14 protein-coding genes and 2 tRNA genes are annotated in these 20,444 nt (G+C 36.4%); 6 read left to right on the top strand and 10 right to left on the bottom strand.

Annotation, left to right across the window (positions count from 1 at the left end; genetic code table 11):
- Positions 1 to 15: 15 nt before the first annotated feature.
- A complete protein-coding gene (locus tag GMA13_RS01485; protein ID WP_255882421.1) occupies positions 16 to 492 on the bottom strand; it encodes a hypothetical protein in 477 nt (158 codons plus the stop codon).
- Between the two features lie 677 nt (positions 493 to 1,169).
- Between GMA13_RS01485 and GMA13_RS01480 the strand changes: the two genes are divergently transcribed.
- The 4 genes from GMA13_RS01480 to GMA13_RS01465 are packed head-to-tail and all read left to right on the top strand — an operon-like array spanning position 1,170 to position 11,920.
- A complete protein-coding gene (locus tag GMA13_RS01480; protein WP_255882420.1) occupies positions 1,170 to 3,125 on the top strand; it encodes a SpoIIE family protein phosphatase in 1,956 nt (651 codons plus the stop codon).
- 2 nt (positions 3,126 to 3,127) lie between these two features.
- A complete protein-coding gene (locus GMA13_RS01475) occupies positions 3,128 to 3,430 on the top strand; it encodes an STAS domain-containing protein (protein WP_255882419.1) in 303 nt (100 codons plus the stop codon).
- A gap of 24 nt (positions 3,431 to 3,454) precedes the next feature.
- Positions 3,455 to 10,138, top strand: coding sequence for a non-ribosomal peptide synthetase (locus GMA13_RS01470; RefSeq protein WP_255882418.1), 6,684 nt, complete (start codon positions 3,455 to 3,457; stop codon positions 10,136 to 10,138).
- Between the two features lie 36 nt (positions 10,139 to 10,174).
- Complete coding sequence (locus GMA13_RS01465; RefSeq protein WP_255882417.1) at positions 10,175 to 11,920, top strand: MATE family efflux transporter; 1,746 nt, start codon at positions 10,175 to 10,177, stop codon at positions 11,918 to 11,920.
- 291 nt (positions 11,921 to 12,211) lie between these two features.
- On the opposite strand, the gene GMA13_RS01460 is transcribed toward GMA13_RS01465, so the two are convergent.
- The 8 genes from GMA13_RS01460 to GMA13_RS01425 form a co-directional block, all read right to left on the bottom strand.
- The gene (locus GMA13_RS01460; protein WP_255882416.1) at positions 12,212 to 12,622 is read right to left on the bottom strand and encodes a peptide deformylase; all 411 of its coding nucleotides are present in this window, start codon (positions 12,620 to 12,622) and stop codon (positions 12,212 to 12,214) included.
- Positions 12,623 to 12,817: 195 nt separating this feature from the next.
- Positions 12,818 to 13,891, bottom strand: a complete 1,074-nt coding sequence (locus GMA13_RS01455) for a S66 peptidase family protein (RefSeq protein WP_255882415.1) — start codon at positions 13,889 to 13,891, stop codon at positions 12,818 to 12,820.
- Positions 13,892 to 14,154: 263 nt separating this feature from the next.
- Positions 14,155 to 15,273 (bottom strand): nucleotidyltransferase family protein, encoded by a 1,119-nt coding sequence (locus tag GMA13_RS01450; RefSeq protein ID WP_255882414.1) that lies wholly within the window; start codon positions 15,271 to 15,273, stop codon positions 14,155 to 14,157.
- Positions 15,274 to 15,395: 122 nt separating this feature from the next.
- Positions 15,396 to 16,025 carry a uracil phosphoribosyltransferase gene (upp, locus tag GMA13_RS01445; protein ID WP_255882413.1) on the bottom strand — a complete coding sequence of 210 codons (630 nt, stop codon included), beginning with the start codon at positions 16,023 to 16,025 and terminating at the stop codon, positions 15,396 to 15,398.
- Between the two features lie 296 nt (positions 16,026 to 16,321).
- A complete protein-coding gene (locus GMA13_RS01440) occupies positions 16,322 to 16,495 on the bottom strand; it encodes a chorismate--pyruvate lyase (RefSeq protein WP_255882412.1) in 174 nt (57 codons plus the stop codon).
- 121 nt (positions 16,496 to 16,616) lie between these two features.
- Positions 16,617 to 16,693: transfer RNA gene (locus tag GMA13_RS01435), tRNA-Arg, on the bottom strand.
- A gap of 3 nt (positions 16,694 to 16,696) precedes the next feature.
- Positions 16,697 to 16,770: transfer RNA gene (locus GMA13_RS01430), tRNA-Gly, on the bottom strand.
- A 208-nt stretch (positions 16,771 to 16,978) separates the two neighbouring features.
- Entirely contained in the window at positions 16,979 to 17,386 is a 408-nt protein-coding gene (locus GMA13_RS01425; RefSeq protein ID WP_255882411.1) for a hypothetical protein, read from the bottom strand.
- Between the two features lie 184 nt (positions 17,387 to 17,570).
- On the opposite strand from GMA13_RS01425, the gene GMA13_RS01420 reads away from it, so the two are divergent.
- Both GMA13_RS01420 and GMA13_RS01415 read left to right on the top strand, forming a co-directional pair.
- Positions 17,571 to 18,071, top strand: a complete 501-nt coding sequence (locus GMA13_RS01420) for a pyridoxamine 5'-phosphate oxidase family protein (protein ID WP_255882410.1) — start codon at positions 17,571 to 17,573, stop codon at positions 18,069 to 18,071.
- Between the two features lie 470 nt (positions 18,072 to 18,541).
- Positions 18,542 to 19,480: a calcium/sodium antiporter gene (locus GMA13_RS01415; protein WP_255882409.1), complete on the top strand. Its 939-nt coding sequence runs from the start codon at positions 18,542 to 18,544 to the stop codon at positions 19,478 to 19,480.
- A gap of 195 nt (positions 19,481 to 19,675) precedes the next feature.
- On the opposite strand, the gene GMA13_RS01410 is transcribed toward GMA13_RS01415, so the two are convergent.
- The gene (locus tag GMA13_RS01410; protein WP_255882408.1) at positions 19,676 to 20,410 is read right to left on the bottom strand and encodes an N-acetylmuramoyl-L-alanine amidase; all 735 of its coding nucleotides are present in this window, start codon (positions 20,408 to 20,410) and stop codon (positions 19,676 to 19,678) included.
- Between the last annotated feature and the right edge of the window lie 34 nt (positions 20,411 to 20,444).

The following is a 20,444-nucleotide window of genomic DNA, read 5'->3' as shown; positions in this document are numbered from 1 at the left end:
TAAGTCTTACCGATTCTATGTTGATGTAATCATAATGCCCATTCCTTCGGATAGGTTGCAGGCATATATTTTCCAGTTCTCTATTTCATATGTTTTGTAATCCAATCCCCATTCTGTAAAATTCTCGTTTGGTTTAGCTCCAATAATAAGATTTTCTGTGTCGTTGTTATCCCACGAAAAAACAATATTAGGCATTATCGCAGTTAGTATATTTTTTGTTTCATCTATATTTATCAGATTTTGAAGAAGAAAAAAATCATCTTCTCCGTCTAAGAATTCACTTGATAATTCGTCTTCACGGAAGAACAGAACATCGTGAACTTTTGCATATGGTTCCAATCCAATATGCGCTTTAGGAAACTCGTCTTTAATATTTTCTAATATTTTTGTTAAAGTTAACTCAGGCGCTTTACTGCACCCCGCAAAACAACACCCAACCACCAGAACCGCACACAGAATAGCCGAAATAACTTTTATTGATACTTTTGTCATAACAATCCCTCCTGAGTACATAATAGCAGATTGTTCACAAAAATACAATATTTTCCTCTAATATTTTGTTGAGGGTATGCGGTATCGTGATTGTTGTTCACAATACCGCACTTTTCTTTAATCCAGCTCGTCGGCGTAGACTTCCTCGTCGCCACCATGCTTATCTTTGTCGAGCGAGTGCATATCGTTGTATGCATCCATCATGGTGATAAACTCATCATAATAGTAACTGTTAAGCAGCTCGCTCTTCGGTAGGTTTATGCTTTGGGCAATGGCGAGCCACCGTTGGAGCCAGTATTCTCCGCCCGATTCGTCTGTGCGGTCAGCATCAACAGCTTCCGCACGTTCCCGAAAAAATCGTTGTAGTTGTTAACCTCAACAAACTTAACGACGATCTCCATCAGCTCATTAAGGGCAAGGGGATTGTAATTTTATAATCATATTCTTTGAATTTGTCACCCTCCCTAAATTAATGAACGGTGTAATTGTATTCAAAGAGTGTTTTCATCAGCAAAATGTACAGAATTATATATACTTCAACAAATTTTCCTTTCAAATAATATGTGTGGCATATGTGGATTTAACACAAATTTTAAAAATATTATACTAAAATGTACCTATTTTGTAAGATTATATGTTATAATATACAGTGAAATGTGTTACATTGGAGGCACGTGATGCGTAATTCAATATCGTTTAAAATACTTGTAATAATTGCATTAGTTCTCATTTTAACAGACGTATGCTTGCTTATACTTGGTTTTCATTCGGTTTATACAAGCGTACATAATAACTACATTTCATACGCAAAATCATCTGCTACCCTTGCCTCCGATATTCTTGAAGGTGCAGATATGCAAAGGCTTCTAACAGATGAAGCTTATGCTAAACCTTATTCCAACACTCTAAGTGACTTGTGCGAAGCGAATGACCTCGAATATCTTTATGTTTATATTCCGGATACTGAAAAGAATACTATTACTTATGTTATATTAATATGCAATGATTATAGCAGTTCCTTGGCAACTACCGAACGCTCAGCCGGAACTACTATTGAACACAGTCTGAATCCTGCTGAGCTTTCTGCACTTAACGGCGACACAAGCAATAACATAACTGAAACTAATAATAGATATGGAAGTGTAATTACTTATAGCAGCGCTGTGTGCGACCTAAACGGTAACGTTACAGCGCTCGTTGGAGCTGATGTATCAGCAGACAAAACATTAAATGTTTTTATTGAGCGATACAGCATATTGTTTATTGTAATTTTAATTTCTTTTGTTTTCGTTATCATCATAATTGCGGTTATACTAAAAACCAAATTATTAAAACCGGCTGAAATAATAAGCAACAGAATGAAATGTTATGTAACTGACAGGCAGTCAGGATTTAAAAAGCTTGAAGTCAAGGGTAAAGATGAATTTGCAAATATGGCTGACTCATTTAATTATATGGCTGATGAAATTGACAATTACATAAAAAATATCAATGCTCTTACAGAAGAAAAGCACCTAAGAGATGCAGAAATGAGTATAGCCAAGGATATTCAATGCGGGCTTCTTCCTGATAATAGTTACAAAAATAAAAACATAACTATTTCAGCTGTAATGATACCGGCAAAAGAAGTAGGTGGGGATTTTTATGACTACTTCAACCTTAAAGAAGACAAAATCTGTACTGTAATCGCAGATGTTTCCGGCAAAGGAATCAGTGCCGCTATATTTATGTCCAGAGCAATTACCGTAATCAGACAATACGCACAAATGGGTTATTCTCCGTCAGAAATTCTATTTCGTACAAACAACTGTCTTTCACTAAATAATCCTGAACAGATGTTTATAACTGCTTTTGTAGGTGTTTATGACGCAAAAACTCAAATTTTCACTTATGCCAATGCCGGTCATACTATTCCGTACCTAATTTCCAATACTATTAAAACACTGGATAATCCGGACGGAATGGCGGCAGGAATTTTTGAAAACGAAAAATATGAAGAGTCCTCAATAAGACTTAAGACCGGTGATACGGTGTTTATGTTCACCGACGGAATCAGCGAGGCTGTTAATAAAGATAAAGAATTTTTCGGTACAAAACGTATAGAAAACATATTAAAAAATTATACAACGAAGAAAAACAACAGCTGTATTGATCTTGTATTAGGCGAAGTTAAAGCCTATGCAACAGGTACCGCACAAAGCGATGATATAACAATGCTCTCTTTTTCTCCGTGCAAAACTTCAGAAATAATACTGAAAGCGGAAACTGAAAACCTTCTGGATATTCGCAGCCTGATTATGGACACACAAGATATTCCGAATTATTTAAAAAACAAACTTTATCTTGCTGCAGAAGAAATCTTTGTCAACATATGCTCTTATGCGAATGACAATAACAGTGGCTCAGTAAAATTTTCACTTGAAGTATCAGATAAAATCATTATGAGTTTTTATGATGATGGAAAAAAATTTAATCCTATTCATAACAATGCAGATATTAACAGCTATGACATTGATTCACAAATTGGAGGACTCGGCATATATCTTGCATTAAGCATTGCCGATGAAGCCAACTATGAATATAAAAACAATAAAAACATTCTCACACTAATAAAATATTTTCAGGAGGAGTAAGTATGAAAATCACAAAAAAAGCAGAAAATAACACAACAATACTTTTTATTGAGGGCTGGCTCGACACACAGTCTTCGCCTGAACTTCACGCTGAAATTGATTCTCTTGAAGAAATCAATAACCTGGTTCTTGATTTTGAAAAACTTGAATACATATCGTCATCCGGCTTGAGAGAGGTTGTTTCCGCCTACAAAAAAGCAACAAATGCAGGAGGAAAGTTTTCTATTATAAATGTCAGTGAAGAAGTTATGGATGTATTCAGACTTACTAACTTTGACAAAAAACTGGAAATATCCGCAAAATAGATTTTTATATAAATGAGGTGCATTATGGATAGCATAAATACTGATTTTACATATTACAGAAATATTATAACTAACTCTGAACTTGATTCTTCCCCACTTGCAGATTCCAACACAAGCGGATTTGAAGAAGCAGATTATTCTCACTCCATAGCAAAGGATATTATCCCGAATATAACCGCATTTTGCTGCAAAAACGATATTGATATTATTGATTTTTTAAAGGCGGCACTTTTGATTCTGTTTGCAAAATATACTAACAATACATCTACGTTATGTGCAGTATCTGTTGACGGCAACCCCGTTCCTGTATTTTGCGACATTGTAAAAACGCCATCGCCCTTACAATACATTCTCTCGCTCACATCACAGCTTGAAGAAAGCAAAAATCATACTCATATTAGTTTTGCTGAGTTATCATCGGAATTTGAGCTTTGTTCCCTCCCGTTCATTACAAGTGAAGAGAAATTTTACAACTCGTTTTCGCTTTCAGATTACAAGGATATTGAAGCAAAAATCTGTGTATTTTTCTCTGCCGACCACAATAATTTTACTGCAAAAGTAAAATACAACAAAGCTATTTACAGTATAGACACTATCGAAAGATTTTTTATATCCTATGACGAGGTGCTAACGAAAATTTCATCCGGAGTTACAAGCATATCAGATATCTCTCTGCTGTCAGAAAAACTAACAGAAGAGCTTGACTCATTTAACAATACCGAAACACCTTATGATGACACTGTTTCTGTTGTTGATATGATAAATGCGGCTGTAAACCAACATAAAGACAGAGTAGCAGTTGTATATAATGACAAAAAAATCACATACAAACAGTTTGGTAAAATTACTGACAAAATTGCAAATTATATTAAATCTTTGGGCATTGGCAAAGAAGATATAGTATCTATACTTATACCAAGATGCGAATATATGCCAATAGCCGCTACCGGAGTTATAAAGTCAGGCGCTGCATATCAGCCGCTTGATCCAAGCTATCCTGCTGACAGATTAAAATTTATGATGGAAGATGCTGATGCAAAGCTTTTGATATCAGATTCTGCTCTGCTTTCTCTTGTACCTGATTATAATGGGAAAGTACTTACGCTTGACGAAATTCCAAATCTTCCTGACTGTACTGAAAAACTTGAGTGTCCCGATAAAAATGATTTATTCATACTTCTTTATACATCGGGTTCAACCGGAACGCCAAAGGGCGTTATGCTTGAGCATAAAAACCTTGTTGCTTTTTGCAACTGGTATAAAACGTACTATAACTTAAATGAAGAAAGCCGTGTGGCAGCATACGCCTCATTTGGATTTGACGCTAATATGATGGATACCTACCCTGCCCTGGTAAGTGGTGCGCAAATCCATATTATTGACGAAAGTATAAGGCTTGAGCTTTTAACTCTTAAGGATTATTTTGAAAACAACAAAATTACTCATAGCTTTATTACAACTCAAGTTGGCAGACAATATGCCGATATGTTCCCCGACAGCAAATATCCCGAACACCTTTCAGTAGGCGGCGAAGCGCTTGTTCCAATTAATCCGCCGGAATATAATTTTTATAATGGCTACGGTCCAACCGAGTGTACAATTTTTACAACAATTTTCCTTGTTGACAGGCTGTATAAAATCGTACCCATTGGCAAGCCTCTTTCTAACATAAAGCTTTATATTACAGATAAATTCGGCAATCGTGTTCCCGTAGGTGTTCCCGGTGAGCTTTGCGTATCAGGTCCACAGGTTTCAAGAGGTTATTTAAACCGTCCGGAACAAACAGAAAAGGTTTTTATAAAAAACAATTTTTGCAATAACGAAAAATACAGCCGCATTTACCGCACGGGAGATATTGTACGTTATCTGCCTGACGGATGTGTGGAATTTATTGGCAGACGTGATTCACAGGTAAAAATCAGAGGCTTTAGAATTGAACTTACTGAAGTTGAGAGTATAATCAGAGAATTTGACGGAGTTCGGGATGCAACTGTTGCAGCATTTGACGAGCCGAGCGGAGGAAAATACATAGCCGCTTATGTTGTGTCAGATAAAGAAATAGATATTAATAAGCTAAATGAGTTTATTCTCAAAAACAAGCCGCCTTATATGGTGCCTGCTGCTACGATGCAAATTGACAAAATTCCTCTGAATCAAAATCAGAAAGTCAATAAACGTGCCTTACCCAAACCGGAAAGAAAAACGGATGATATTATACCTGCGCAAAATGAAATACAACAAAAAATTTGTGACTGTCTTGCAAGCGTTGTTGGACATAATGAATTTGGCATTACAACAGAATTTTACAACACAGGGCTTACATCTGTCGGTTCAATCAAATTTATCGTACTGCTTTCAAAGGAGTTAAGTGTAACTGTAAGTACAAAAAATCTTTCTGAATTTAATACTCCTCAAAAGCTCGAAGAATTTATTTCTAATGCTGATACAGGTTTTCAAACAGAAAAACGTGATAAGTATCCCCTTACACAAACTCAAATGGGAATTTATATTGAATGTATGATGAATCCTGACTCAGTATTCTACAATCTCCCCGGCGTATTCGCATTTAATAAAACTATAAATATTGCAAAACTTTGTGACAGCATTAAAAAAGTTTTAAACGCTCATTCCTCGGTAAAATGCTGCATTAAACCCGACAGCGACGGAAATATATATATGTATCCTAACGACGAACGGGAAGTTAATATTGATATTCTCAGCGGCTCTGAGGAAGAATATCAGGTATTCTTTAAAAACTTTGCCAAGCCTTTTGATTTGCAAAACGGACCGCTTTTCAGAATTTCAGTATTCACTACCGATGAGCATATCTACTTAGTTACTGATTTTCACCATATTATAAGCGACGGCACATCGATAGCTGTTTTTGCCGATGAGCTTAACAGAGTGATGAATGATGAAGAACCCATTGGAGAAATCTTCACGCAGTTTGATCTTGCAATAAGCGAACAGAATGCAATTAACAGCGATGAGCACGAAAAAGCCAAGCAATACTATGATTCAGTTTTTTCTACGGTGTCAGAGTGTACTGTTCCCGACAGAGATACGTTTGGCGAAACCGAAAAATGTGGCTTTTACAAGCAATATAATAAAAAACTATCTCGTGAAAGAATAGAAAACTTCTGCATTAAAAATAAGATTACTCCAAATGTATTCTTTACATCTGTAATGGGTTTTGTACTTGGAAAGTATGCAAATTCCGATGAAGTCTGCTTTACAACCATATATAACGGCAGAAATGATGCTCATACCGCAAATATGATGGGTATGCTGGTAAAGACTTTGCCTGTATTCTGCGCACTTGATGATAAAACCGCAGTTCCCACCTATCTTTCAACCATGCAGGAACAACTGATTTCTTCAATGGCAAATGATATATATTCTTTTGCAGAAATAAGAAGAACGTACAACATAAAGCCTGACATTATGTTTGTATATCAAGGCGATGATTTTGTAAACTTTGAAATCGGAGGCCAGAAGACAGTATTTGAAGAAGGTCTTTCCGACAAAGCAAAGGCAGCAATTTCGATCAATATTTTTCTTGAAAACGGTGTTTACAGATACGAATTTGAATACCGTAGAGATATGTTCACCGAAAAATTCATTGAAAGAATGTATGATATTATAACTGAAGCAGCCAACAGCTTTATTACAGCAAAAAACCTTGCAGATATAAATATAACATCTGCTAAACAGGCAGCTCTTATAGAAAGCTTTAACAATACCGACTACCCGGTAGAACTTGTCAGTGTAAACAGGCTTTTAGAAAATATGGTACTCAAGAATCCTGAAATGACAGCTGTAATATCAAACGGAAAAAAGATAACATATGACAAGCTTAACAGACTTGCAAACCGACTTGCACATTCTCTGATAAACCTCGGCGTAAAAACAAACTCTATCATCGGACTTGTACTTGAAAGAGACGAATATGTCTATATAACCCGTCAAGGTATCATTAAAGCCGGCGGAGCTTTTCTGCCAATGGTGCCTGAATACCCTGATGACCGAATAGACTTCTGCCTTACTGACGCAGAATGTCCGTTTGTAATTACTACGGAAAAAATCAAAAACAAAAGAGAATCATTATGGGAAGGCAAGCCGTACAAGGTTTTGACTGTTCAAGAGCTTCTTGAATGTGAGAATGAGGATAATCCTGAACTCGACATTCCTGTTTCCTCTCTTGCCTACTGTCTGTACACCTCAGGTTCGACCGGAAAACCAAAGGGTGTTTTGATTGAACATAGAAATCTTTGCAATTTTGTAAATTCAAACCCAATTAACACTGAAATCACCAACTATACTGATAACGGTATTGTATCGCTTGCGCTGGCCGCAATTACATTTGACGTGTCTGTTATGGAGGAGTTTATTCCTCTGTGCAACGGTATGACTATCTGTATGGCGAATGAAGAGGAAATTCACAATCCGCTTGCCTTATCAGAGCTGCTTATAAAAAACAAGGTTGACATTATGAAATGCACTCCTTCATATATGACAAATATTATTGAAGTACCGCAGATGCATCCTGCTCTTGCACAGATTAAAGCTTTTGACATTGGCGCAGAAGCATTCCCATCAACACTTTACGGTAAAATGCGCAAGGTAAATAAAACCGCAAAAATTGTGAACAGCTACGGTCCAACAGAATGTACCGTAAGCTGTACAACAAAAGTTCTTAAGGACGGTGACAAAATCACCATTGGTGATCCGCTTACAAATATGAAGCTCTATGTTGTAAACCGTAAAAACAAAGTGCTTCCTGTTGGCATAAGCGGTGAGCTTATTATATGCGGAAACGGCGTTGGCAGAGGATATGTAAATCTTCCGGAGAAGAACAAGGAAGCGTTCTTCAAGTATAAGGGCTTGAACGCTTATCACAGCGGCGACCTTGTAAGATGGACTGAAAACGGCGAAATTGACTTTCTCGGCAGACTCGACAATCAGGTTAAGCTCAGAGGACTTAGAGTAGAGCTTGACGAAATTGAAAATGCAATAAATACTTTTGATGGCGTAAAAACAAGCAAGGTTGTTGTAAAAAACAACGGCAGTGAAGAGTATCTTGCCGGATATTTCACAGCAGAAAAAGAAATCAACATTGAACAGCTCACATCTCATCTTAAATCAAAGCTTACATATTATATGGTTCCGGGCGCACTTATGCAGCTTGATAAAATGCCCCTTACCGTAAACGGAAAAATTGATAAAAAACAGCTTCCTGAAATAGGATATTCTTCTGCAAAACGTGAATATGTTGCCCCGACAACCCCATTGGAAGAGGAACTTTGTAACAAATTTTCAGAAATATTGAATATTGAAAAAGTTGGAACAACCGACAATTTCTTTGAAATTGGTGGTACATCTCTCAGTGCAACAAAAATTGCAATGTATGCAATTACAAAGGGCTATCCAATTGTATATAAAGATGTTTTTGCGAATCCAACTCCTTCACAGCTTGCAAGTTTCATAATGAACAGCAGTGAAAATGCTGATGATAAATCTAACATAAAGGATTACGATTACTCTGCCATTAACCTGCTGCTTTCAAAAAACTGTATTGAAAATATTGAATACACTCAAAAGGGTGAACTTGGAAACATTCTCCTTACAGGCACCACAGGTTTCTTAGGTATTCACGTTCTCAAAGAATTTTTAATAAGCTGTACCGGCAAAGCTTATTGCCTTGTAAGAAAAGGAAGATATTCTTCCTGTGAAAAGCGTCTTATGAATATGATGATGTATTATTTTGACAGACCTTTTTCGGACGCATTTGAAAATAGAATTGTGTGTATTGACGGCGATATAACCGACAAGGAAATGATGATGAAGCTTGCTTCTCTTGATTGTTCGGTCGTTATAAACTGCGCTGCCTGTGTAAAGCACTTTGTAAATGACGATACACTTGACAAAATCAATGTTGAGGGTGTAAAGAACATAATTGAAATGTGCAAAAATTCCGGTAAACGACTTGTGCAAATTTCAACCACATCGGTTGCAGGAGAAGGAAACGAGCTTACAGTCCCCTATACAAAGCTAATGAATGAAAACGAGCTGTATTTCGGACAAATTATCGAAAATGATTATATACGTACAAAATTTCTCGCAGAGCGTTCTATACTTGAAGCCTGTGCAGCCAATGAGTTGGATGCAAAAATTATCAGGGTAGGAAATCTTATGAGCAGGAAGTCCGACGGCGAATTCCAAATAAATTTTGTAACCAACGGCTTTATGCGTGCGTTAAACGGCTATAAAACTCTTGGCAAATTTCCAATATCTGCAATGCATTCGCCTGCTGAGTTTTCCCCTATTGATTCAACCGCTGCTGCTGTTATCGCTCTTGCTTCAAGCAAAAACGATTTTACGGTTTTCCACGCATACAACAGCCACAAAATCTATATGTCTGACGTTATTTATGCAATGAAGTCCTATGGCTTTAACATTGAAATTGTATCTGATAAGGAATTTGACAGTGCCTTGCGCTCTGCCGCAAAACAGGAGGATTTAAGCCAAGCTGTTCTTGGTCTTATAGCATATGCAACTGATGACGAAAACAGACGCTATGAAATTATGGCAGATAACAGATTCACGTCTGAGGTGCTTTACCGTCTTGATTATAAGTGGCCGATAACAGATGACGCATATCTTGAAAATGCAATTAAGGCTCTTGATACACTCGAATTTTTTGGTTAATCCTATATCAAACAACATAAAAAGGAATCATTCTATATGCTGCAAAGAAATGAAAAACTAATTAAAACAAAGCTTTGGCAATATCTTTTTCCAAGCATTATGCTAACCGCCGCATTGCAAATTGGCAACATTGTTGATACAATGCTTGTCGGTAATATTCTGGGAACAGACGCTATGTCAGCAGTTAAAATCGGAATGACGATTGACAATATAATGGAAATTCCAGGATATGTGCTTGGAGTTGGCGGCAGCGTGGCCGCAGGCATACTATTAGGAAAGCGTGAAAGAGAAAAAGCAAACAAAGTTTTTTCAGTAACTCTTATAATAAGTTTGATTTGCGGATTCATTTTTGCTCTTTCATCTCCGCTTTCTCCATTGCTTGCTTCAATACTTACCGGAGGGAATTCACTTACAAACGATGCCGGCTCATTTATATTTGTTACACTTTTGGGAGCACCGGTATTAAGTTTGGCATTGCAATTTATAAATTATGTTGCCGTTGATAATAACCCTACTGTCGCTTCAGCCTATGTTATCACAGCAAACGTTATAAATCTTCTGTGCGACTATTTAATATTAAAATTCACGCCGATTGGTACAGCCGGAGCCGCATTGTCAACAGTTCTTGGATATGGACTTGCAATGCTTGTGCTTATTATATATCTACGTTCATCTAAGCGAATGTTGAAATTTACAAATCCGTTTAAGGAAACAAAAAGTGCAATAAAGTTAGCTGTATCAACAGGAATTCCCACACTGCTGTATATGATTTTTCTTACAATCAAAGATTTGGGATTAAACACTATGATTGTGCAGGTAATCGGCAATGACGCTATGGCTGTGTATACGGTTTGCACCAATGTAATATTGCTTGTTGAACTTCTTGTAGGCGGAATTATAGGCACAATTGCTTCTATAGGTGGAGTAATCTATGGAGAAAAAGATTATTTTGGGATAAGGAGTCTTTCTAAAAATGTAATACTTTACTGCTATTCGGTTCTAACTGTATTGCTTTTAGTCCTTTATATTTTTACAAAATATATTGTAGCAATGTTTGGAATTACAAGCGGAGAGCTACTTGATATTTCAATAGCATCATTGAGAATCTTTGTTCTGTGCTTGCCGTTTTATCTGCTTAACAAATTTATGACCACCTATTATCAGAGCACTGAAAAAACTAAGCTTTCGGGAATCATAACATCCCTGCAAACCTGCGTTGCAATACTTCCGATAGCCTTTGTGCTTGTATTTTCTGCAAAGGCTGTTGGTTTAAATATGCTTAACGCACTTATGGTTTCATTCATCGCAAGCGAAATTATTACAATTTTCATTGCATTTATCTATCGAAAAATTAAATATAAAAATCAAGGCTTTCTGCTTTTACCTGACGATGAAAATAAAAACTGCCTTGATATTTCAATTAGCAAAAGCATAGACGAGGCTGAAAAAGTCCCGCATGAAATTGTTGACTTTTGTAAAAACAGATGTGTTGACAGTAATAAAACAAATCTTATTGCTGTTGCCGCAGAAGAAATGGTTATAAACATAATCAAATACGGAGGAAAAAAAGCTGATTCCATTGATGTAAATTTGCGCATAACAGATGATTCATTGATTTTATGCACTCGTGATAACGGTACTCCCTTTGATCCTACTGACTACACGGTAGACTCTGATGAGTTTGAGATTCACGGTATAGAAGTAATTAAAAGTATCACGGATATAATTCATTATATGCGTGTTCTTGATTTAAACAATACGGTAATTGAGGTTAAGCTGTAACCCCCTTATTCCTCACATATTATCACAAAGAAATACAAGCTTATCTTCACTCCGACAATGTTGTGGTTATCACTGTTGAAAACGCCTTTGATGGTATAATAAGGGAAAAAACGGAGTTTTTCAATCTTCTAAACGTCGAGATGATGGCGTAGGGATTCAATCTATCCGCCGCATAGCAGAAAAAACGGTGGGTATTGCCGTTTTACCCTCACAGACGGCGTGTTCTGCGCTAACGTTATGCTAAGATGAGAAAACAACAGTAAAATTGACAAACAGAAAATTAATCAAGATTTAAATCAATACTCCGTTGCAGTGGTCAATTTCGTGTTGTATAATTTGTGCTGTCCAGCCTGTAAAGGTCTTTTGGCAGGGCTTAAAGGAAAAGTCTTTATAACTCACTGTTATAGTCTTAAAACGTTTTGTGCTTCGTATTCCCGTAAGTGAAAGACACCCTTCCTCGGTTTCATATTCAGAAAACTTACTTATGATTTCAGGGTTGAACATTGTCATAAAAAAACCATCGTTATCAAAAACGATAATCCGCTTTTTCACACCTATCATATTAGCTGCCATTCCTACACAAGCATCTTTGTTTGCAATCAAGGTATCAACTAAATCTTTGGCAACCGACAAGTCTGCCTTTGTTGCCACATCGGATTTTTGCGCAAGAAAAAAAGGATCGTGGACAATTTCTTTTACCATACTCTAATCAACCTTTACAATTTAATTATAAAAATATGTGGATTTACCATATATGTTCTCCTTCATAAATTACTTTTGATTCACCGCCCATCATTCCCGACACAAAGTGTTGTAACAAACGGTGATGAATCTTTAGCACACTACTGCTCTTTTCTGCTTAGCATAATGTATTCCAAGATCTCCATATTATCATCTCTAATCAAAAGGATTTTCAAGTATTGTCAAGGTCTTATTATCAACATTTAGCTCCGCCATAATTCCATAAGGCAGAATACATCTTGGCGAGCAATGGCCAAAATTAAGATTATACATAACAGGAAGATTTCTGCCTTCAAATACCTCTTTATACACAAGTTTATATTCATCATAGTAAACTTCATCAATAGGTTTTCCTACTATCAAGCCGTTAACTTGATTAAAAATGCCTTGTTTCAAAAAGAATTCGAGCATTATCTTTAGGTCGTCTGGTGAAGGCTGTTCTTCGCTTGTTTCCAAAAACAGAATTTTCCCTTTCCAATCTTCAAGCGATGGCAATATATCATATTTATTTAATACATCAAATTCATCTTTATATCGACTGCCGCAATAAGCTTCATATATGCTTTCAACGCATCCGCCAAGCAACTGCCCTGTTACAATACCTCTTCCATTCAAAACCTCGTAACCGTGATTTTCTTTTTTATATTTTCGTGGCGTTCCGATTTCCTCTTTGCCGTAGCTTTCTCTTTCAAAGTAAACCGTATCTGAGGATTTTATTTCAAAAGCACCGGTACAATTAAAGAAAAGCTCAAAATATTCCTTTGTGTACGGAAGCATATCATTATCAAGCTCCGCAAGGTCACATAAAATATTCGGTCCGTAAAATGTGTTCATACCTATTTTTTGAAACATCAGGTGATTGATTGTAGTATCTGAAAACCCTGTAAATATCTTTGGATGATTTCTTACATTTTCAATAAATTTAATGTCACTCATAAGGAACGGCACAAGTCGGTAAGTATCATCGCCGCCTATTGCACAAATTATAGCTTTTATGTCATCATCAGCAAATGCGGATTTCAAATCTTCTGCTCGCTTTTCGGGATGACTTTGTAAATATTCAATTCCCTTTAAAGCACTGGGCATTATAGTGGGAATCAGCCCAAAGCCTTTTAATCTGTTAATTGCTAAATCTAATTCATGCTTGCAAAAATTTTCTCCCAAAACACCGCTTGATAAGGAAACTATTGCAACTTTATCACCTTTATATAATTTTTGCGGTTTTCTCATAATCTGTCATCCTACCCTCTTTTTTTAATTCTTGTCTAAATTCTAACACGAAAGCAGTAATATAGCAATTATAAGCCTGTAAATACTATAAAAAACATAGAAATTGATTTTTAAGGATAAATTACGCATACAGCTAAACCAATATTGGCACAAAAAAGTTCTTGTGAAAAAAACGACCTCCAAAAGTTAGTTTTTGGTCTAACTTTCGGGGGTCGGGTCAAACGTCTGTCGGTATCATTATATTTATAATGTATTTTATGATTTCATAGTTTTTTCACCACATTAATTTCATTCTTTAGCATTTTATGTTTATTAAATATACCGTTGTAGGCTCTTACAAGAAAGCATATGGGAATCAGAAACTTGTGCCTGTAAAAAAAGGGATAGAATTCCTTGTAAAATTCCATTGGCGGAAACATTCGTGATATAACATACTTTACTTTAACTTTAGTGCTAACTTCGCCGTTATCACCGAACTCCTTTACTCTATTATTTATTAGTTTTTCATATTTTCCGTAGGTTCCAGATAAAATTGAACATTTAATGAAGGACTCTTCTGATTCAGTAAGGATATCAAGCTGCATATCATTCAGTTTTTTGCAAAGCTGACGTTGAGCTAATTCAAAATCAGAAATTTTGAGCTTCTCAGTTTGAGAATCAATATATTTAAAATTTAGTTCTTCTCCAAATTTTTTCAGATAAACACAGCAATCAAGAATGGAACGAAGACCCGTTCCGGCAGCGGAATGGTGCTTGTATTGATGTGCTATCATATATGTATAAAAATCATCAATACCAAGATGATATCCGTTTTCTGAAGCGTCATCCTTTATCAACAGTTTGTCTAAACACACATAATAGCTGTAAAAAGGCTCTTTGATTTTGCTGAAAAGTGTTCTATGAAATTCAAAGTTATATACCGGTGCTTTATTATAGCAATCATGGTTCCCTCGTCCAAAGGATACCACAGTATACCCAAGCTTTATCATAAAATCTTTTATTTCATTAGCAAATGTTTTGTCATACCAAATATCATTGTCTGCCATCTGGCGCATACCAATCTTTGGGTAAAGCTCCTTTAGGTATACACCCTTAAGCGGCATATGCTTTATTCCGTTTTCATTCATAAACGATGTTATCTTACTTCGTTCTGCATCAAGAAGGAGATTTTTTCTTATAGCCTTCCCCTTTGCTTGAAGCCATTTTTGTTCAGATATTCCAACTTTTTCAAGAGCATAACATACAAGCGCTGAAAGGCTGTTTGACTGACACAATGTAAAGAGCGAATCAAGATTTATTTTTTCAACATACTCTCTGCTCGGCGTAATATTATTCAAAGCGCAAAGCGAAAGATAGAGCATATCATAGCAAATTTCAGTCATTTTTAATTTCTCTTTCCTTTAGATTTTATACAAGAACCCATTTCATTACACAAATGAAACATAACAAGGAAACAGTACTGTCACAATCATCAGCTAATTGCGACAGCCTACTTGCTTTCATATTATTTTGTTCCGAAAATTCTATCTCCTGCATCACCCAAGCCCGGAACGATATATGCGTTTTCATTAAGATGATCGTCAAGATATCCAACGTATATATCAATGTCGGGGTGAGCCTTCGTTAATGCTTCAAGACCCTCAGGAGCCGCAATTACACACATAAATTTTATGTTCTTGCAGCCTTTTGCCTTAATGAAGTCAACTGCTTGTATAGCTGAACCACCTGTGGCAAGCATTGGATCGGGCAGAATAACTAAACGCTCGTCAATATTTTCCGGAAGCTTACAGTAATATTCATGCGGTTCATGAGTGTCCTCGTCACGGTACATACCTATATGACCCACCTTAGCAGAAGGTACAAGCGCAAGTATTCCATTTACCATTCCCAATCCCGCTCTTAGGATAGGAACAATTGCGAGTTTTCTTCCTGCAAGTTTCGGAACCTTTGCCGTAGCAATTGGCGTTTTTACTTCTACAAGCTCTGTCGGCAAATCTCTTAATGCTTCATATCCCATAAGCATTGCAATTTCTTCAACAAGAACTCTAAAATCTTTTGTTCCGGTTTTTTCATCTCTCAACAGAGAAATCTTATGTTTAATAAGTGGATGGTCTGCAACTACTACTTTTCCCATTATAAATCCTCATTCTGTATTATTTTGTTATTCTCAGTATCTGCTCTGGGCATACCAACTATATTTCCAAGCAAGCCTAAAACAAGAACAACAACGAACAATCACAAAATATTGATAACTTGCGAACTGGCTGAAAGCATCACAGCGATTGTAATTCTGTTATTCTTTTAGCCTTATTAATTTAAGAAATAACATAAATCACTCTTTTATTCATACACACTAATTGTACCTTACTTCAGTTTACTTTTCAATATTTTATGTATAATATTGATAATATCATAAAAATTTGCAATTGCTTAATCAATTATGGTATAAACAAGATTCTCCCATTTCAGATTTGTGCTTATATCAATATCTTCCGGCAACAACGCTCTGGCTATTATCATTTCTTCATTATCTAATATATCTGTCCTTATTAGATAAGCATAATCGCCGTCAATTCTGTTTACCCTGTAATAATATGGGCCCATAGTATCACTCCTTATTTATAAGTTTGTTATTAATCACATTTTATTAACGACAAATGCAAATTAAAACAAAATAAAAAACACCCAAAAGGCGATATCAAAGCCATTTTTCGGGTGTTTTATTTGGCGCGCCAAAAGGGACTCGAACCCCTGACCTACTGCTTAGAAGGCAGTTGCTCTATCCAGCTGAGCTATTGGCGCATATGGAGCGGATGATGGGAATCGAACCCACACGATCAGCTTGGAAGGCTGAAGTTCTACCACTAAACTACATCCGCAGTTATATATTACCTAAGCAACGATAGATATTATATCACAGTGATCATGGAAAAGTCAATACCTAAAAGGAAAAAAGTGGGCAAATATTTCAATAAGAAATTAAAGCCTATTGTAATAAGGTTTATAACAAATAAAGCCGCAGAAACAGAAAATTAATCACATCAAACAATTAATGCTCTCCCCTGTTACTACGGCAATAATTTTATATTAAAACCATACTCTCATTTTGAAATCCTGCTTACATCTCGGACACGAAACAGTATGCTTGCCCTTTTTTCTCGGAAGGCGAAGTCTTGCCTTGCAGTGAGGACAGGTGTGAAAGCAATACGTTTTACTCTGCATTATTCTTGTTCTGATTGAAGTGAAGAAATATTTAATGTGATTAAATATTTTGTCAAAAACACGAGCTTCCTTTTGTCTTTGCACTATGTTACGTGAGAGCGTTCTGTAAACTGCAAAAGCCGCAATAAGCAAGGCAATGATTGTTACAATTACTGACCTTGTAAAAATATTTACCATACACAGCAAACAGTAAAGAATAAGTAAAAAGTAGCAGAATTTATCAATTCCGTAGCGTCCTTGAAAAAACTGAGCGATTCGATACATAAAGTTCATTGTGTTACACCTCTTTGAATCTAATTATATCGAATTATATTCAAAAATAAAGTTGAATTTTGAAAGTTAATACAAAATTTTCAAAAATTTAATACTCGTTGCGATTAAGCTAATAAATTATTGACGGATAATCGGTTTATGATATAATATAAAATCAAAGAAGCAAAATGAAAGAGGAGATTTTATGTTTCGTGAAATGAGAAGAAAAAAGCAGGAGCTTTCTTATGACGAAAATATACATATATTGAATAAAGCTACCTCCGGCGTGTTAGCGCTTGCCGGTGACGATGACTATCCATATGCTGTTCCGCTGAGCTATGTTTACAGCGACGGAAAGCTATTCTTCCACTGTGCAAAAAGCGGATACAAGCTCGACTCTATCAACCGAAACAATAAAGCGTCTTTCTGCGTTATTGCACAGGATATATTCGTACCTGAAGAATACGCAACCCTTTACCGCAGCGTAATCGTATTTGGAACAATTCGTATTATAGATGACGATAAGCAAAAGCGTGAAGCTATTGAAAAGCTTGCTATAAAATATGCTCCGCAGCACGATTTTCAAACACGTGATGCAGCAATAAAAAAAGATTGGGATCCGTTATGTATGCTTGAGATGACAATAGAGCATATCTCCGGCAAAGAGGCGCTTGGACTTGCAAAAGCAAGGCAGGATACAAAGTAAAACTCTGCCACTATTTGTTATACTGAGAAAGTTGAAAGAATGAGAAAATAATTTACTTTTGATTGCTTGAATTTACAGCAGTATGGATAACTGTCGCTTACTGTTTTATAATGTTGCCAAAAGTGGATTATGCTCTATTAACCTCTCTATTTTTGTGCGCAACATTATATTGTCAGCGATGATTATATGTCATCCCTCCGATTTTACGAGGTTATAGTATGTAATGGAACTGTTTGGCAACAAGCTGTTCCATTTTTTTACAAATTCCGTGTCAGATTAGTGAAAACCAAATGTATTTATCCGCCTTTGAATTTATTAAGAAAATCAAGGTAGGGTGCGAAGAATGGCGTGTGATATTTGTACCTTTAATACACTATTTTAATTAACTTTGACGTTTAAATAGACAATAAATTTAGTTTATGTTATTATATGAATAATTTGGAACTAAAAAACAGGAGTGAATTATAAGTATGGAAATAGTCTTTCAAATTTTTCTGCTCATAGTCGGCTTTGCTATGCTGATTAAGGGTGCAGACTGGTTCGTTGACGGTGCATCGGGAATTGCAGATAAGCTCGGAATCCCACAGATTGTAATTGGACTTACTATCGTTGCTATGGGAACAAGCGCACCAGAAGCGGCAATCAGTATATCGGCAGCCGTTAAGGGCAGTGCCGATATTGCCGTTGGCAATGTTCTCGGAAGTAACATACTAAATGTGCTTTTAATTCTGGGTATCACCGCAGTTATAACCCCAATAGCCGTCCAGAAGTCTACAATAAAATATGAAATTCCTTTTGTAATACTGATAAGTATTCTTTTCGGGATTTTAGGTCTTACCGATAACTTTATAGGTCGAATTGATGGAATTATTTTGCTGGCGCTATTTATTGCATATCTTGCATACCTTTTCTTTATGGCAAAAAAGGGAAAGCATGAGTCTGAGCAGGAAAAGCCTAAGGAAAGTACATTAAAATTGATAATCTTTGCATTAATTGGCGTAGCACTTATTATTTTCGGAAGCAACATTACTGTTGATGCGGCAACCTCACTTGCAAAGATTTTTGGAATGAGCGAGCGTCTAATAGGACTCACAATTGTAGCGTTCGGCACCTCACTGCCTGAGCTTGTCACAAGCGTTACAGCCGGGATTAAGAAGAAAGCCGATATTGCAGTAGGCAACATTGTAGGAAGTAATATTTTCAACATCCTGTTTGTTATAGGAATATCATCATTGATTACACCTGTTGCGTATCAATCAAACTTCTTGATTGACAGCATAGTTTGTGTTGCAACGTCAGCACTTCTTCTTGTTTGTGTTCTTAACAAAAGTAAGAAACTCAAACGCTGGGGCGGAATTATTATGCTTGCCGCCTACGCAGGATATTTTGTTTATCTTTTGTGCGTATAAATTTCAGGGCCTCCGATTTGCCTGTCTTTAACAGACAGAGTAACATCGGGGTCCTTATTTTTTAGCGGATCATACGGAAACAGAGCTAAGGCTGAATGTTAGTCTTAGCTCTGTATGATTTGCCCGGAATGGGCAGTAAATAGGGGGTGAGAGGTCGGCTACTCAATTAATGGGTAGCCTCCTACTCGAATTAGATTAATTATCTACTTTATTGTTTTGTTGGTTATAATATTTCATAAAGCCGTCAAAAATTGCTTTTGCAAGCTTGCTTTGGTATTCATCATTTTTAAGCAGTTCAAGCTCGTTACTGTTCGACAAGAAGCCACACTCAACAATAACAGCAGGATTTGTTGCGTTATATAATAGATATATATTTTTGTCGGCACTTTTACACTCCCTCGTATTATCAGGCTGAAGCTCAGACACAACAGCACTTTTAATGCACTGTGCAAGGTCGAAGCTCAAGAGATTGTTTTTAGAATAAAATATCTGCGTGCCGCTGTATTTACTCTGCGTAAATTTATTTTGATGAATACTTATTATGACATTATCAGGTGAGGAGTTAAAAATTTCAAGTCGATTTTTCATGTCGGATTTTTTACGCTGTTTTAAAGTGTCAAGTCCCTCATCACAAATTGATATGTCCTCGTCTCTTGTTGTAACAACCTTAATTCCATTTTTTTCAAAAAGTTTTTTGAGCTTTAAGGCTATTGACAGATTAATGTCCTTCTCAAGCGTTCCGTCAGGTGCAACAGCTCCCCCGTCTTCACCGCCGTGACCACTATCTATTACAACGGTAACAATGCCATCAGCCTGGGTATCAGCCATTTCTGACAAAGTATTAAACGCCGAAAAGGTCGAGATAAAAAACGCTACTGCACACACAAGCAGCAGAAACACACAAAGTAGCTTTTTAAAGCTTATTACCATAATACCACCGCCAGAATTTGAGTGGTAAAGTATA

The organism is Ruminococcus sp. zg-924 (assembly GCF_024433635.1).
Taxonomy (GTDB): domain Bacteria; phylum Bacillota; class Clostridia; order Oscillospirales; family Acutalibacteraceae; genus UBA7067.
Note: the sequence above shows the minus strand (reverse complement) of the source record. Positions and strands in the feature narration are given on the sequence as shown.

Excerpts from the sequence above, each read along its gene's own strand:
- GMA13_RS01485 (WP_255882421.1), bottom strand. The coding sequence starts at position 492 with ATGACAAAAGTATCAATAAAAGTTATTTCGGCTATTCTGTGTGCGGTT.
- GMA13_RS01480 (WP_255882420.1), top strand. The coding sequence starts at position 1,170 with ATGCGTAATTCAATATCGTTTAAAATACTTGTAATAATTGCATTAGTT.
- GMA13_RS01475 (WP_255882419.1), top strand. The coding sequence starts at position 3,128 with ATGAAAATCACAAAAAAAGCAGAAAATAACACAACAATACTTTTTATT.
- GMA13_RS01470 (WP_255882418.1), top strand. The coding sequence starts at position 3,455 with ATGGATAGCATAAATACTGATTTTACATATTACAGAAATATTATAACT.
- GMA13_RS01465 (WP_255882417.1), top strand. The coding sequence starts at position 10,175 with ATGCTGCAAAGAAATGAAAAACTAATTAAAACAAAGCTTTGGCAATAT.
- GMA13_RS01460 (WP_255882416.1), bottom strand. The coding sequence starts at position 12,622 with ATGGTAAAAGAAATTGTCCACGATCCTTTTTTTCTTGCGCAAAAATCC.
- GMA13_RS01455 (WP_255882415.1), bottom strand. The coding sequence starts at position 13,891 with ATGAGAAAACCGCAAAAATTATATAAAGGTGATAAAGTTGCAATAGTT.
- GMA13_RS01450 (WP_255882414.1), bottom strand. The coding sequence starts at position 15,273 with ATGACTGAAATTTGCTATGATATGCTCTATCTTTCGCTTTGCGCTTTG.
- upp (WP_255882413.1), bottom strand. The coding sequence starts at position 16,025 with ATGGGAAAAGTAGTAGTTGCAGACCATCCACTTATTAAACATAAGATT.
- GMA13_RS01440 (WP_255882412.1), bottom strand. The coding sequence starts at position 16,495 with ATGGGCCCATATTATTACAGGGTAAACAGAATTGACGGCGATTATGCT.
- GMA13_RS01425 (WP_255882411.1), bottom strand. The coding sequence starts at position 17,386 with ATGAACTTTATGTATCGAATCGCTCAGTTTTTTCAAGGACGCTACGGA.
- GMA13_RS01420 (WP_255882410.1), top strand. The coding sequence starts at position 17,571 with ATGTTTCGTGAAATGAGAAGAAAAAAGCAGGAGCTTTCTTATGACGAA.
- GMA13_RS01415 (WP_255882409.1), top strand. The coding sequence starts at position 18,542 with ATGGAAATAGTCTTTCAAATTTTTCTGCTCATAGTCGGCTTTGCTATG.
- GMA13_RS01410 (WP_255882408.1), bottom strand. The coding sequence starts at position 20,410 with ATGGTAATAAGCTTTAAAAAGCTACTTTGTGTGTTTCTGCTGCTTGTG.